At 40.7% G+C, this 16003-nt stretch carries 13 protein-coding genes; 4 read left to right on the top strand and 9 right to left on the bottom strand.

The window, feature by feature from the left end; translation table 11 throughout:
* The first annotated feature begins 44 nt into the window (after positions 1-44).
* From ftsA to ASG14_RS12835, 4 genes are all read left to right on the top strand, one after another.
* Positions 45-1403: a cell division protein FtsA gene (gene ftsA, locus ASG14_RS12850; protein ID WP_056871442.1), complete on the top strand. Its 1359-nt coding sequence runs from the start codon at positions 45-47 to the stop codon at positions 1401-1403.
* A gap of 129 nt (positions 1404-1532) precedes the next feature.
* On the top strand, positions 1533-3152 hold the full coding sequence (gene ftsZ, locus ASG14_RS12845; protein ID WP_056871779.1) for a cell division protein FtsZ: 1620 nt from the start codon (positions 1533-1535) through the stop codon (positions 3150-3152).
* A 166-nt stretch (positions 3153-3318) separates the two neighbouring features.
* A complete protein-coding gene (locus ASG14_RS12840) occupies positions 3319-4560 on the top strand; it encodes an aminotransferase class I/II-fold pyridoxal phosphate-dependent enzyme (RefSeq protein WP_056871441.1) in 1242 nt (413 codons plus the stop codon).
* Positions 4561-4817: 257 nt separating this feature from the next.
* Entirely contained in the window at positions 4818-4994 is a 177-nt protein-coding gene (locus tag ASG14_RS12835) for a hypothetical protein (RefSeq protein ID WP_056871440.1), read from the top strand.
* A 52-nt stretch (positions 4995-5046) separates the two neighbouring features.
* On the opposite strand, the gene ASG14_RS12830 is transcribed toward ASG14_RS12835, so the two are convergent.
* From ASG14_RS12830 to ASG14_RS12790, 9 genes are all read right to left on the bottom strand, one after another.
* Entirely contained in the window at positions 5047-5334 is a 288-nt protein-coding gene (locus ASG14_RS12830; RefSeq protein ID WP_056871439.1) for a hypothetical protein, read from the bottom strand.
* A complete protein-coding gene (locus tag ASG14_RS12825) occupies positions 5331-5642 on the bottom strand; it encodes a hypothetical protein (protein ID WP_056871438.1) in 312 nt (103 codons plus the stop codon). The genes ASG14_RS12830 and ASG14_RS12825 overlap by 4 nt, the downstream gene beginning before the upstream one ends.
* Before the next feature lie 290 nt (positions 5643-5932).
* Positions 5933-6703 (bottom strand): hypothetical protein, encoded by a 771-nt coding sequence (locus ASG14_RS12820; protein ID WP_056871437.1) that lies wholly within the window; start codon positions 6701-6703, stop codon positions 5933-5935.
* 73 nt (positions 6704-6776) lie between these two features.
* A complete protein-coding gene (locus ASG14_RS12815) occupies positions 6777-7358 on the bottom strand; it encodes a Crp/Fnr family transcriptional regulator (RefSeq protein ID WP_162238736.1) in 582 nt (193 codons plus the stop codon).
* Between the two features lie 174 nt (positions 7359-7532).
* On the bottom strand, positions 7533-9821 hold the full coding sequence (locus tag ASG14_RS12810; protein WP_056871435.1) for a GH92 family glycosyl hydrolase: 2289 nt from the start codon (positions 9819-9821) through the stop codon (positions 7533-7535).
* A 35-nt stretch (positions 9822-9856) separates the two neighbouring features.
* Positions 9857-11407 (bottom strand): glycoside hydrolase family 28 protein, encoded by a 1551-nt coding sequence (locus ASG14_RS12805; protein WP_056871434.1) that lies wholly within the window; start codon positions 11405-11407, stop codon positions 9857-9859.
* Positions 11388-13601 (bottom strand): alpha-N-acetylglucosaminidase, encoded by a 2214-nt coding sequence (locus tag ASG14_RS12800; RefSeq protein WP_056871433.1) that lies wholly within the window; start codon positions 13599-13601, stop codon positions 11388-11390. The genes ASG14_RS12805 and ASG14_RS12800 overlap by 20 nt, the downstream gene beginning before the upstream one ends.
* 1 nt (position 13602) lies before the next feature.
* Positions 13603-14829 (bottom strand): acyltransferase family protein, encoded by a 1227-nt coding sequence (locus tag ASG14_RS12795; protein ID WP_056871778.1) that lies wholly within the window; start codon positions 14827-14829, stop codon positions 13603-13605.
* Between the two features lie 53 nt (positions 14830-14882).
* On the bottom strand, positions 14883-15860 hold the full coding sequence (locus ASG14_RS12790) for a metallophosphoesterase (protein WP_157274919.1): 978 nt from the start codon (positions 15858-15860) through the stop codon (positions 14883-14885).
* Between the last annotated feature and the right edge of the window lie 143 nt (positions 15861-16003).

Below are 16003 nucleotides of genomic sequence, written 5' to 3'. Positions count from 1 at the left end.
GTCCCTAGAAAAACAAAATATATAACTCAACAAAATTAACGAATATGGACAAGGCAAAATTTACTAGTCAGTCTCCAATTGTAGTCGGCCTGGATATTGGTACTACAAAAATCTGTGTTATTGTAGGCCGCAGAACACAACATGGTAAAATTGAAGTTTTAGGAATTGGGAAAGCCGAATCTGCAGGGGTTACCCGCGGTGTGGTATCCAACATCCAAAAAACTGTACAGGGCATTGCGCAGGCTGTTGAAATTGCCAGCGGACAATCAAATGTAGAGATACAGGTGGTTAATGTCGGCATTGCGGGTCAGCACATTAAAAGCTTGCAGCACCGCGGTATTTTAACCAGAAGGGAATTAAACAACGAAATCGGCAAAAAAGACATTGATAAACTGATTGATGACATGTTTAAACTTGTTATGCCTCCGGGTGAAGAAATTATTCATGTTTTGCCGCAGGAGTTTACGATTGATAACGAACCGGGTATAAAAGACCCGATCGGCATGGCTGGGGTTCGTTTGGAAGCAAACTTTCACATCATTTCGGGGCAGGTTACGGCCGTTAAAAATATAATCAAATGCGTTAATAATGCAGGCTTGCAAACTCAGGATTTAATTCTTGAGCCTTTGGCTTCTTCTGAATCGGTGTTGAGCGATGAGGAAAAAGAAGCTGGTATTGCATTGGTTGATATTGGTGGGGGTACAACTGATATCGCTATTTTCCATGAGGGAATCATTCGTCATACCGCCGTAATTCCTTTTGGTGGAAACAGTGTTACTGAAGACATTAGAGAAGGTTGCTCGGTAATGCGCAACCAGGCCGAATTGCTGAAAACACGATTTGGATCGGCACTGGCAGAAGAAAATAAAGAAAACGAAATTATCTGTGTACCTGGATTGCGTGGCAGAGAGCCAAAAGAAATTTCGGTTAAAAACCTTGCTTACGTTATCCAGGCCCGTATGGAAGAAATTATTGAGCATGTTTATTACGAAATCAAGGCTTCAGGCTACGAGAAAAAATTAATTGGTGGTATTGTAATTACCGGTGGCGGTGCATTACTTAAGCATTTAAGCCAGGCTGTTGAATACGTTACCGGTTTAGATTGCAGAATTGGTTATCCTAACGAGCATTTATCGAAATACGAAGATATGCCGAAAACTATTTACGATGATTTGAAAAGCCCAATGTATGCAACAAGCGTTGGTTTATTAATTAAAGGAATTCAAAAGGCAGAAGAGCTGATAGAGGAAATGAAACAGCCGGGCGTTTTTGTTGAAAAACCTAAAACAGCAAAAGAGAAAGAAAAACGTGGTCCTGGTTTATTTGATAAGTTACTTGCCAAAACAAGAACTTTTATTCAGGATGACATGGACGTTAGCGACGAAGATTACCTGAAAGGATAGTTTTTTTCAACAAAAGATGAGTTTTCCACATTATGAACAGTTGTGGAAAACGTGTGTGGAAAAAGTGTTAATATTACGTTTGGTAATGAACAGAATTTAAGAATTTTTAAACAACTGATTCATAAGATTATGCAGTTCGAAATGTTAAAAGATAAGTCGTCAATCATCAAGGTAATTGGTGTTGGTGGCGGTGGCGGCAACGCAGTAAACCATATGTACCTATCGGGTATTACTGGTGTGGATTTTATTATTTGTAATACCGATGCCCAGGCTTTGGAATCTAGTCCGATACCTAACAAGGTGCAATTGGGTGCTAGTTTAACCGAGGGGATGGGTGCTGGTTCTATACCTGAAGTTGGAAAAAATTCGGCGATAGAAAATATAGATGATATCAAGGCAATGCTTGGCAGCACAACCAAAATGTTGTTTATTACAGCAGGAATGGGTGGTGGTACCGGCACAGGCGCTAGTCCGATTATTGCTAAAGCGGCCAAAGAACTGGATATTTTGACTGTGGCAATCATAACTACACCATTTTCATTTGAAGGCAAGCGACGCAGGTTGCAGGCCGATGAGGGTATGGAAGAGTTGAAAAAATATGTAGATTCTTACCTGGTTATATCAAACGATAGGTTGCGTGAAATTTTCGGAAACCTAACTTTGGGCTCAGCATTCGGGCAGGCAGACGATATTTTAACAACTGCTGCAAAGGGCATCGCAGAAATTATAACTGTTCCGGGATACATCAACGTGGATTTTAAAGATGTGCGTACGGTAATGAAAGACAGTGGCGTAGCCATTATGGGTAGTTTTGCTGCAGATGGTGAGGAACGTGCTTTACAGGCTGTGGAAGGCGCTTTGGCTTCACCACTTTTAAAAGATAATGAAATTGAAGGTGCCCGTTATATCTTATTAAACATCAGCTCGGGTTTGCGTGAGGTAACGATGGATGAGGTTTCAATCATCACCGATTACATTCAGGAGAAAGCAGGCTTATCTGCTGATTTAATCTGGGGTAACTGTACCGACGAAACTTTAGACGATAAACTGTCTGTCACGATTATCGCAACGGGTTTCCAAACTTCAGAAGAACGCGTTAACGAAGAAAAAAATAAAAAGAAAATATCTCTGCTAACACCAGAAGAGGCGCCATTGGTTCGTCCGGTAGAGCCTGTTAACTCATTTATTCAGCCGAAAGCAGCGCCATCATACGAGCCGGTGCTTAAAGCTAAAGAAGAAGCACCTCAGGCCGATTTATTTGGTGGAATGTTCAGCAAAGCTGAAACACCAAAATATCAGGAACCTGAAAATGATGTTGTTCGCCATACTTTAATTGAAGAAGAGCCGCAAACGGAAACAGCAGAACCAACTGGCTTCGAATTTGAAATTAAGCTTGCAGAAACGGAATTCGTTTTCGAGACACCCGTTGCAGAAATTCCTTCAATTCCAGAACCAGAGCTTCCGGCAGTGGGTTTAGACGATAATCAAAATGATGAATCGGTTGAAGAACAGTTAAAAAAATCAAGAGAACGTATTATGCGTTTGAAAGATTTAAGCATGAAACTGCGTACCACTAATGGTTTGCAGGAGTTAGAAAATGAGCCGGCTTATAAGCGTAAGCAAATGCAATTGCAGCAGGTTCAGCATTCATCTGAATCGCAGGTTAGCCGTTTTACACTGAGTAATGATCAGGATGGCGGAACTGAGATTAGACCAAATAACTCGTTTTTGCACGACAATGTTGACTAGTATAAACCAAACATAAATTTAAAGCCTCGATATTTCGGGGCTTTTTTGGCATAAAATTAGATTGTTAAATTCAGTTAATTGACAAGCAACAGATTAAGCCTGTTGATTTTAAGCCTAATAAACCGTAAATTCGCAACAATTTCAGTACAATAAAAAACATATTACATTGGATATATTTGATAAAATAGCAAAGCACATGGGTCCGCTTGGTCAGCACCAGAAATGGTCTCATGGGTATTTCTCATTTCCAAAATTAGAGGGAGAAATTGCACCACACATGCAATTCAAAGGAAAAGAGCACTTGGTTTGGAGTTTAAATAACTATTTAGGTTTAGCCAATCATCCTGAGGTTAGGAAAGCTGATGCAGATGCGGCGGCCGAATTCGGTATGGCATACCCAATGGGGGCGAGGATGATGAGTGGCAACTCAAAATATCATGAGCAGCTAGAGCAGGAATTAGCAACATTTGTTGGCAAACCAGATGCTTTCCTGTTAAATTACGGTTACCAGGGCATGGTATCTATTATCGATACGCTGGTAGATAGAAATGATGTAATCGTTTATGATGCAGAATCGCATGCCTGTATTATCGATGGACTGCGTTTGCACATGGGCAAAAGATTTGTTTATCAGCATAATGATATCGATAGTGCCAGAAAACAACTGGAACGTGCTACAAAACTTACAAATGAATCTGGTGGTGGTATCTTATTAATTACTGAAGGCGTTTTCGGAATGAGTGGCGCTCAGGGTAAGCTAAAAGAAATCGTTGAGTTAAAAAAAGATTTTAATTTCCGCATCCTTGTAGATGATGCACATGGTTTTGGTACCATGGGCGAAACCGGTGCCGGAACACATGAGGCGCAGGATTGCATAGAAGGAATTGATGTTTACTTTGGAACCTTCGCAAAATCAATGGCCGGAATCGGGGCTTTTGTTGCTTCTACAGAAGAGATTACAAACTTTCTTCGCTATAACATGCGTTCGCAAACATTTGCTAAAGCATTGCCAATGCCAATGGTAAAGGGATTGCTAAAACGTTTAGAACTATTAAAAAGCAAACCGGAATTAAAAGATAAACTTTGGGAAATCGCGATGACTTTACAGAAAGGTCTTCGTGAGCGTGGTTTCGATTTGGGCGTAACCAATTCTGTTGTAACACCGGTTTTCTTAAAAGGTGAACTATCAGATGCAACGGCAATTACTTTCGATTTACGCGAGAATTACAGCATTTTCTGTTCTATTGTGGTTTATCCGGTTATCCCGAAGGGAATGATTGAATTACGCCTGATTCCAACTGCGGTACATACCCTTGAAGACGTTCAGCGGACTCTAGATGCGTTTAGCGAGGTTGCTGAGAAGCTGGAAAACGGCTATTACAAAGAAAATCAATTTGCTACGGCATAATATTCACAATAATTTAAAGCCCTCTAAAGATAATTTAGGGGGCTTTTTTTTATAAGTTTGTTTGTAATTTCCTGTCTGTAAATAAGTTATCTCTATTTTTAACGTGATATATGTTTATAAACTCGCTGAATGTGGAAAAAAACCACTTTAAACGGCACTTTTTAACCCTTTAAAAGTTTTTTTTGTTAGTTAAACGCTTTAAATTAGAGTTACATTAAAAAAACTAAAAACCTAAAAATTTACAGGAGCCATTAAAAATGAAAAAGTTCGAAGAAGTTAAAAGTTTAGTTGCAGCTTTGGAAGCTGACGCAGACAAATTTTACAACAAAGGAAATAGCGCAGCTGGTACACGCATACGTAAGGGCATGCAAGATTTAAAAAATTTAGCGCAGGCGATTCGTTTAGAAGTTCAGGATACGAAAAATAAAGCCTAAGTGACTCAAAATATTTATTAAAAAAGCCTTCAATTTGAAGGCTTTTTTAATTTTATATAAATTTATAATCGTCTCCCCGGTCTGATTTGATGAACCTTACCAGTTTTCCCTGCTGAAAATAAAAGAAAGAATATGGTTCTGGCCGCGGTATCCAGGTGTTTAGAGTGGTTCGATAAATTTTTATTCCATCATTAGTAGACGATACCAGTTCTGCTTTTTTATTTGCTTCCTTAAAGCTTGTTTCTGTCATGCCGATTTCGAACTTTGGTTCGTAAAAAGAAACAGTTCTGCAGCTCATCGCCGAGATTGCCAACAGGCAAATGAATAGTAGCTTTTTCATTTTTTGGCCTCCTCAATTTTTACGGTGTTAGTATTAAAAAAATGAGTTTTTTGTTCGAAGCAGGATAGTTTTCCTTTGTAAAAATGGTAAACATTATCTGCCCAATACAGGGTGTTGTTGGCAACATTTGTTTTGTAAGTAGCAGAATCGCCCGACAAATAGATACGCTCTGCCCGTTGTTCTTTTGGCTTAAATTCATCCTCTCCCATACCCATGGTTGGGTCTGCCTGGGTAACTTGCCTTTTGCCAAGCCAAGCACAGCCACTGGCTACTATAGCCGGTGGTGCAATAAAAAATAATTGTTTCATTTGTGTGTTTTTGTGTGTAATGAAGACTATTCAATAATGATGCCCGCGTTACGCTTACAGGCTCTTATATGCCCCGATGCGAGGTCAATATGAAATTGCTTTCCAACGAACTGAATGCCAGTAGATTTATTTTTGTAATTTTTCTTTTACAGATTTTTAAGCGCCGTTTTACAACCTGCCAGGGCAAAATATTTCCTGTTTACCACACACACGGCCTTGCGGATTTCTTCTGTTTCTGCTGCCCCTGATTTTGCTGTTTTCTCAAATAAAAACTGAATAGGTACAATCAATTAATAGCCTTTTGCCAGTAATGCGTGGTAAAAAAGAAAGCTGACCAAAATAAAATAAATAGCCCCAAAAATAATGACAGGTGCCGGACGCCTTAATTTTCCAAGCCAAACAAATGCAGGTAGAATCTGTAAAGCATGGAGGCCAAAAAAGTGTGCAATTCGCAAATCTCCGTAGGTTGTATTCCAGTTAAAAAACAGCAATCCTGGCCCACCATCTGGTGCGCCCACCGTGTGCGCCATGCGTTGTCCTATAAATCCGCCTTGTAATGCGAAAACAGATGAAATAACGATGCCAAATCGGATTGCCCAAAGCATTGCTACTTCAATTTTGATGTTTTGGTTTTTAAAAAAGCTGATGCCAACATATAATGCAAAACAAGTTTGGGCTGTTATAACGATTCCCATCAATGCGTAAACCACGATATTGTATGTTCCAGACTGATTAAAATGAGAAAGCTGCCCCCTGGCAGCCTGACTGGAAATTGCGAGCATTTCAAATGCCATCGCAAAAATTGTAAACCAAATAAAATATTTTTTAGTTTTTGTATTCGATAAATAAGGAAGGATTTTGGCCCAGCTGATGCAGTAAATGCCGATTGAAACCGCAAACTTTAACGGTTTTATCCACAGGTTTATTCCCAGCACCTGGCGATGCTCGAATGGTAAAAGCATTACAAACAAAAGCGCCAGGGCAAATTGACTAAATCCAAAATATAAAAGCGGCTTCGCTTGCTTGTCTTGGCTTTTAAAAAGGTATAGAAGTGTTCTCATTTAAGTGCTAAAGTCTGCAAAGACAACGCAACAAAAAATAACATAGGTTACTATTTTGAGTATTTTAAAGCCATCAGTTTTTCTTGCTGGCAATGTTTCTACGAATGCGACTAAGGCTTTGTGGTTGTATGCCAAGGTAAGTTGCAATGTGCTGAATTTGAATTCGTTTTAAAATATTTGGGTATCTGTTGATTAAGTTTAGATAGCGTTGATCGGCGGGGAGATTAGCCAGATCATGTCTGGATCTTTCGGTACTGATGAATAAGTTTTCGGCGATAAGTCTGCCGAATCGCTCAAATCTGATGCCCTTGCTGTATAATTTTTGCATGTCATCATAACTCAGGCAGAAGATTTCTGTATCTTCCAATGCCTGAATAAAGTGTAACGAAGGTTGCTGCGTTAAAAAACTTTCGTAATCACCCAACCACTCGCCTTCAAACGCAAACCAATTACTTTGTTCTCCTTTTTCCGTAATGCTGTAGTAACGAAGTCCGCCGGTATTAATTATCGCCATAGATTTACAAATTGTGCCAGCTTCGAGCATGAAATCATTTTTTTTCAGCTTTCGGGGTTTCAGCGCTTCCATAAATTCTGCCAATTCCGCATCGCTAAAGTCGATTAAGGCGGTTAGTGCGTTAATAATTGTCGTACTCATTCTAAACTGAATTTTGCTAGAAAGATAATTATAATGGCGCATAAGCAAACACCCACAAATATCTTTTTAACTGGCTGTTTCGGCATCTGGACTTAAGGTTATTCACCCCGCAAATGTTCCGGAACTGGTTTCCTTTTCAAACGCCGACGCTATTCATTGGTATTCAGCGATTTGTTATCTTTTGTTGAAGGGATTACTTTCTGGAATTTTCTCTTGAAGGTAAAACGTAAGTGTTCCACCTTTTAATAAATCAGCGTGACTTATTTCAGGTTTACTCAACGCTTTGCCATTTAGTAGAACCTTTGAAATGTAACCGGCGTTATCAGTTGTTTTTACAGTCGTGATTTTTAGTAAAACGCCTGATTCTAATTTCAAGGTTGCCTGCTCGAATAATGGTGTCGATAACTGGTAATTTCCCGAAACCGGATCGACAGGGTAGAAGCCAAGCGCACTGAAAACATACCAGGCCGACATCTGCCCGGCATCATCATTTCCGCTTAAACCGCCTGGTCCGTCATCATACTCCTCATCAAGTAACTTTGCAACTGCTCTTTGGGTTTTCCAGGGCGCAGCAGTAAAGTTGTACATAAACGGAATTTGATGGCCGGGTTCATTTCCATGCCAGTATTGGTTCTTTTCAAATAACGAGTCAAGCTGATTTTCCAGATTCTTTTTCCCCCCTAAAATGGCTGTAAGTCCCGGAATGTCTTGAGGAACATAAAGACTGTATTGCCTCGGCGTACCTTCCGTGATGTAGCTTTCGCGATGATCCGGATAAAAGGGTTTGTACCAGCTTCCATCGGCAAATTTCCCGCGAACCATGCCAACAGAAGTGTCAAAAACATGCTTATAATTTTTTGAGCGTTGTTCAAGTTCAATAAAATCCGCTGTTTTCTTTAAGTCTTTGGCCATCGTTGATAATGCATAGTCATCGTATGCATATTCAAGCGTGCGACTAACCTGCTCTTTTTTATGGAAAGCGTTTGGAACACTATCTTCCAACGGAATGTAGCCATATTTTAGATAGCTGGAGATGCCTCGTCGGCCCTTTCCCTGTAAATAATCTGCGTCGTCTGGAACTTCAAACGCATTTTTCCGCATAAGCCTATAAGCTTCATTTACATCAAACGAGCGGATCCCTTTATTGTAAGCTGATATAATAAATGCAGTTGTATGGTCTCCAATCATAGCAGAAGTATAACTGTTCCAACACGGGAATATTGGCAGCCAATTTCCTTGTTGCCCCTTTAACACGAGCGAATTTACGAAAGCACCGGTAAGTTTAGGTTTTAGTAATTCCATCAAAGGCAATTGGGCCCGGTAAATGTCCCACATGGAAAAATCATCGTAATAATCAGCTCCTTTTAATCTTTTGGTTTGCTTGTTACCTGCAAATTCGGGGTAGGCTCCGCTTACATCACTAAATAATCTTGGGTGTTGCTGCGCATGATATAAGGTCGTATAGAAAATTCTCTTGCTTCTTTCATTTTTGTCTTGCAGCTTAACCTGTGCGAGTGATGCCTCCCAGGTTGCCGTGGCTTTAGCTTTAAGTTCATTAAAGTTTTTAGCATTGATTTCAGCGTTTAAATTCTTTTTGGCTTCCGCAATGCTGGTAAAAGACGTTCCGCAGCTTAACAACAGTTGTTCGCCTTTTTTAAGTTTGAAACCTGCATAAGCCCCAATATCTTTTTTATTGCTTAGGATTTGGTCTTTATAAAGCTGTCCGGCCGAAAAAGTTCCGCTTGTTAAAATTGTCTTTTTTATTTTGATGAAAAAATAGCCGCTGAAACCAGCTGGCTGGCCTAAACCCTGGTAAAGTCTGTAGGCAGGATTATAGCCCGAAATTTCGCCTTTCGCCCTATCAATTTTTATATAACCTTTCTGCCTGTCGCTGTTCGGGGTGATGAGCAGGTAAATGCTGTCGGCCTTTGTCGCGGTTATGCGCAACATGGCACAACGTAAACTCGAAGTCATCTCCACCGTTAAGTTGTACTTTTTTAATTGCGTTTTATAGTAAGCGGGCGAGGCTACTTCGCCATCGTGACTGTAATCTGTTCCATAGTCTTTCCATAATGTGCGGAGTTTGCCCGATATTGGCATTACTGTAAAGCTTCCATAATCCTGAGTGCAAGAACCACTTATCCAATGCGTGCCCCTAAATCCGTATATTTTTTTGTTATTGTAGTAGTAAGGAGCAAGGCACTTCTGTTCGGTAATTTGCGTCTGTGGCGTCCATTGCGTCATCCCAAAGGGAAGGCCAACAGCTGGAATTGTATTGGCAAGACGTTCAGTTTTATCTTCAACATGTTCACTTGCCTTGGTTGTACTTGCGGCGGTACCGGAGAAAGGCTGAACATATCGCACCAGGTCAGCCTGCTGACTAAATGCGCTGGTTCCAACAAAAAGCAGCGCAATAAAAAAGAAGGCGAAATATTGTACGTCTGTTTTTCTAAAAATTCTCATTCGATATCAATTTTGATGGCCTGTGCAAGGTTTTACTATAATTTTAAAGTTTGCTCAACCTTCGAACCGGGCAGATTTGCATTTTCAATGCTGAAGTTAGTCACGTTTTTCAACGCAATGGAATGTTTTTGTTCACTTCTTTCAACCACCAGACCATTTAAATCAAGTGTGTCCACGTCGTCAAATACAATAGGTGTTCTAAAATCAGTTGTAAAGTAATTTAACTTAATATTTTTCATTTTCAGGTTTTTAGCATGCCGCACATAAATGCCCCATGCAGGAAGCTCGCCAAACATCGAGAACTCAGGGTATCCGCTTTCATTCTCGGTAACAGTATCCAGCGCTTCTAAAGGGATATTCGCAATTGCTTTTGAAGCACCACCACCGTAGCTGACGGAAATGTTTTCAAGCAAGATATTTTCAATTTGGTGTCCGGGAATTCCGGCCAGCACTATCGGCAGCAGGTTATGGGGTGCCGATTTAGGAAGCGGTCCCTCAAGTGGATAACCGGCGTCAGGTTTGGCGCTTGGGATATCTGCTATAACATCAACGATTTTTACATTTTTTAAGGTACTGTAGCTAGCAGTTGTATTCCGGTGGCCGAGGCGGATAAAGATTGCATTACCAGTATACCTTGCAACAACACCCTGAATATCAATTCCATCGATAAAGCCTCCATCTACTGCTTCGAGTGCAATTGCGGAGCGGAAAGTGTTATAAACCGTAATGTTTCTAACCTTAATGTTTCTGAAACCTCCCGCCGAACCGGTGCCCAGTTTAAATCCATTTGCGCTTGAGCGAATTTTACAGTTTGCAACGTAGATGTTCTCGCAAATGCCCGGGGTACCTTCCGATTTTAGACAGATTCCATCATCAGCAGCGTCTATGTCGCAATTGGTTATGCTAACGTCTTTGCAATTTACCACATCAATTCCGTCATTGTTCCAATAAACTGTACTTTCAATTTTCAGGCTATCAAGTTTTACCCCAACGCAGTTTGCGAAATCCTGAACCCAGCCAGCACTATTTTTAATGGTGATGTTTTTAACCGAAATGTTGCGGCATTCGCTGAAAGCAATTAGCCTTGGTCTGTTTGATTCGTCTGGCCTTTTAGCCGTCCAGGATTTATCTTTCAGTATTCCCTGATGAAGTAAAGCCAACAAATTTTTTACGACTTCAGCACCTCGGCCATTAACGATTCCATTTCCACTTATAGTGATTGATTCCTGTTGAAAGGCAGAAATGAGCGGTTCTGCATCACCATTGCCGTAAGCGAGCCGGTTAGTACTGCCTAACAATTCCGCCCCATCGTTTAGGATAAGTTCAATTCCAGATTTGAGCCGAAGAGGCCCGGTTACGAACTGTCCGGATGGAATTATCACCTTGCCTTTTACCTTAGCTGCTGCATCTATGGCTTTTTGAATCTCGATGGTATTGGTTTTATCAAGTCCGGATTTTGCGCCAAAATCAACGATGTTAAAGATTTTAGACTGCCCAAAAGCTTCGAGGCTGCTCAGCATAACGATGATGGCCAAAGCAAACAACAGCCCAAACCTATTTTTCATATTACTTTCTATAACTTTCATCGGCCATTAGCTTTCTGTATTTTTTATACATTTCAATCGAACGCAATACGGGGTTTCCACTTGTTTGCAAGGGATAATCCTTTCGTTTATTTACCCATTTCCATTCCCATTTTGCCACCTCGCGTTGAAAAGCGGGAATATCGAGCGGTTTTTCTTGCTTCAGCGAACTTGTTGCTGCTGCAAAAAACATTTCCCATCTCGGTTTGTAGAAATCGTTCATTAGGCCACTCCATTGCCTGCAGGCGTACTCATGCAGCGGACTTTCTTCATTACCCCAAAGCGTTATCAAATTCTTTGCATTCATTTCATAAAGGGCAGATTCCTTTTCATTTCTTCCCCAAGCCCTTGCACCAGCAACCCAGGGGCCGAGTAAAAAATCACGTCTCGAAGCCAGGAGTAAGTCCATGTCGCTGATTAATTCTAAAAACTTTTTACTGTCTTGGGTAAAATTTTGCAAATCTTTTTTTTCCAAAGCCGAAACAAATTTTCGCTGTAAAGGCAAGGCATAATTTGCCATCACCTGCCGGGTTACATCAACTAAATCATATTGAAAACCGTCGCTGTTTTTGCAAGCATCGGCGGCTTTAATGAGTGCATCCCAGGCTGGAAGTAAATCTTTTTCTTTGTAATTAAGTTTTGTGTTTGTCCACCGGGAAAGCGAATCCAAAGTTGGCCGGGCCTGAATAATTGACTCCGCACCATCACGGATATATTTATCGGTAGGTACTGTATAAACTGTTTTCCTTAATATTGACCAGGCTTTTTGTGCTTCTTTGCTGTCGGTTCCGTAACGGTTTTTAACATATTTTGGTAGCCATGCATCCAGATTTATGGGCTTGCTTTGCCAGGTATTCGCCATCATAAGCTCGTAGAGTACAGGGTTTTGTTCAATTCCCTCCATACTTAAGCCTATGCCTTTCATTTTGCCACTTTTAGCATCGGCAAGTGCCTCTGCGGGTGCCTTTGCAACAACGTCCATCCGGCCAAAAAGATTGGTATTACCACCAAAATTGTGCAGCATGTTCCATATCCAGGGCTTACCATAAAAGCCTTCGGTACGTTTCCAAACCGGTTCAATTTCCGTTGCCAAATCAAGCAGAATCATTTTATCATCTGGTACCGCTTTTAATAAGGCTTCGGTTTGGGGTGCTTTCCAAAACTTTCTGTCACTATAAAAAAGCCATCCCTGCATTACCCAAACGGCCTTTGCATCGGCTTGCGACATGCCATCATAAATTCTTGCACTCAGTTTTGCCAGATAATCAGGCTCTGCAGATGGCGGTTCATTTTCATTAAACGTATCTGCAGAATATAAATGATCTGTTCCAAGCAATTCTGTCTGTTTCTGAAGGAACTTTTTACCAATTTCCGCAAACATCGGGTCTTCCGAATCCAGAATATAGGTATCTGCAAAACCATTCGTCCAGTTGGTGGCTTTAAGTTTTGCGTTTGGATATTTTAACTTAAATGCAGCCGGCACATGCCCGGTGAATGCAGGCAAAACCGGTTTCATACCTAAAGAACGTTCTCTCTGGATGATTTTTTTCTGCAATTCAAAGTGTTCTTTCATCCACGCAAGCGGCAGTGGTCCGCCCCAGCCATCTATATTTCCCATCCAAAACCACGAAAAATACGCAGGGCCTGTAAAAAAACCTTTCAATTCATCGTCAGAAAAGCCCATTTCTTTATAAAGCAGATACCAGGTGTATTCTTCGCCAGTAATGGCCAACGGCATATTTATGCCATGTAATGCCATCCAGTCTATTTCCTTTTCCCATCGAGGCCAATCCCACCAGCTCATGCTGTAATTCAGCGTACAATAATTTAAATAGTAACGGTATTGATAAGGTGTTTCCTTTCTGATTTTAGCTGGTACTAATGGAAGTTTTGCAGGCAGTTTTAAGTTTTCGCCATTCCAGTTTATCTGGCAATGTGCATATTCTGTTAAATAATAATAGAATGCGGAAGCCAGCGCTACGCCGCTACTACCTCTTAAAACGATTTTGTTATTTTTGCTTTCTATTTCGAATACGTCCATGCCGCTGTTGCTGGCCAGGCCCTGCGTGCTAAAATTGCTGTATTGTTTTGGTAAAACTCTTTTTATGAGTTCCTGAGTGGTTTCAATGTGCGATTGCGACCATGCCTTATTAAGAGATAATAACGTAATCGCGAGTAGTAGAATTTTCAACTTCATATTATATTTTTAAAAACCATTTGTTGTCGTATAGTATTTTCAGGAGAAATAGTTGAATGATAAGCACGCCAGTCCAAAGCCCTGCCTGTTGCCATTCGGGCGGCATTTTCATTATCAAACCTCCAAAAAGAAAGCTAGAGCTCGATTCGAAATTTACCAGACCATGTGCACAGATGTATATTAAAATGGAATTGCTTCCAATCCAGATGAAGGGTAAACACCACTTTCTGAGCGGACAAATATCGAAAAGGAAATAAAATAGTGAAAACAGTATGAGGCTCCATCCACCGGCAAACAAAACGAAAGAGCTGGTCCACATTGTTTTATTGATTGGAAAAACTCCAGACCAAAGCAGCCCAAGGCAAATGCATAAACAGCCCGCAGCGAGTAAGAAACCCATCTTCTTTAACGGGGTTAGGGTGGCCGATTTACCTTTGATAAATGTTCCGGTGAAAATGCCCATCATCGCAGAGCATATAGATGGAACAGTACTCATCAAGCCTTCCGGATCGTAAATAATTCTATGCAGTTTGCCGGGCAGAAACAGCCTGTCGAAGTAGGCGGCAAAATTACCCTCAGGTGTTAACACGCCGCTTCCGAAACCTGGTACGGGAAAAGTTACCATAAGCAAGTAATAGCCAATCAGGATAAATGCAAACCAAATAAGTTGTTTAGGCAGCGAAAAGTTAAGGTAAATTATCGCTGCGAAAAATGTTGAAAGCGCAATACGGCCAAGCACACTTGCGAAACGCGTATTTTCATAACCATTCCACTTCAACAAACCATTTACAATAAAGCCTAAAATTATTAACGTTATCGTTCTTTTTATTAAAGCCATGTAAATCTGTTTCCCTCCACCTTGGTTGGAAACTTTTCCATCCAGGTAACGCTGATAGGAGAAGGGCATTGAAACGCCGGAAATAAATATGAAGAGCGGAAAAATGAGGTCGTAAAAAGTAAAACCATTCCAGGGTGAATGGTGTAATTGATTGCTTATTGTTATCAGCAAACGTTCTATAAACGATAGCGATGTGCTTTTTTCGATTTGCCAGTTGTATGTGTTTTGAACCAGACCGTAATTTTGCTTTATGCCCTGAGCCAGGCCATGAAAAATTCCTTCGCCGCTAATGATCCAGAACATGTCAAAACCTCTAAGGGCATCGAGAGAAACAAGCCGGCCGTTAGCCTTTACATTTTGTTCTTTTGAATCGGTTTTAGTGGAATTCATTTCTGAACTGGTTATACTCATGAGCAGCGTAAATTTATTGATTTTAATACAGCTTATTTTTTAATTGTGGTGTGGTAAATTGCTTCGCCTTTTTCATTAACTACCTGCACAAGTAATTGATTTCTTTGCACCGAGAATAACATAAATCCATATTCTGAAGCAACCATTTCTGCTCCCGGAATTAATTTAACAGGTGTTTTTTCTGATGCGGCACCAGAAATAAAATGATGTGTTTGTCCATCTGGTTTAATGTATTGTAAGCTGTGTTCGTGGCCGGTGAGGTAAACATCTACGCCATACTTATCGAAGACGGCTTTTAATGAATTTCTTACTGCCTTAGTATCATAGGCATCGGTTCGGCTGCCGCCAGTGTACATGGGATGATGACCTACAACGATTCTCCATTTTATGGACGGGTCTTTGTCTTCGAGGGTTTTAATAAGCCACTTTTTCTGCGCTACGGTATCCTGACCTTTAACATTTGGCCCGTATTCGGCATTTTTATAGAATTCAGGTATCAGTGGGTTGGTGTCAATAAAAGCGATTAACACCTGGTTTTGGGCGTCGCCATTGATTGCAAATTTTTTGGAAAAATAACGTGCAGGCATTTTCCACCTTCTGCTGATTTTTGAATATTCGACTTCAGCATCCGGATTTGATTTGTAATCGTGATTCCCTAAAACCACATACCAATCCCATTGTAGCGAAAAGTCTGTGTAGATGTCTTCAAAAGAGTATCTGAAAAGGGGATCCTGTGCACTGATTACGCCGCTTGGGTAAAAGTTATCGCCGGTAGAAATTATGAACTGTGCTTTGATATCTGAAGCCGTGCGCCCCATTGCGGCAGCTACCTGTTTCTGATGGTCGGCACCGTTTCTTCCCCAATCTCCCATTGCGATGAAATTTAAGCTCGAATCTACTTTGATGAGTTTACCGGCGGGCGCATTTGGCACTCCGCTTTTCAGTAATAATTGACTTTTGGCAGAAAGACCAAAGCAGAAAAGGAAGGCGATAGAAAAAATGATGCGCATGGTGTTGGTAGCAAAGGTTTCAAGGTCAAAAAAAATAGAATTAGTGGTTTTGAAAAGTTCGCAGTAAATGCAAAAATCCCGCTCCTGTAGCAATAGCCACAGGAGGAGGGAATTTTATGGTTTTTAGTAAAGCTAAACTTTTT

Origin of the sequence: Pedobacter sp. Leaf194, assembly GCF_001423945.1 — a bacterium.
In the GTDB taxonomy this organism is placed as follows: domain Bacteria; phylum Bacteroidota; class Bacteroidia; order Sphingobacteriales; family Sphingobacteriaceae; genus Pedobacter.
This window is presented reverse-complemented; position numbering and strand designations above follow the sequence as displayed.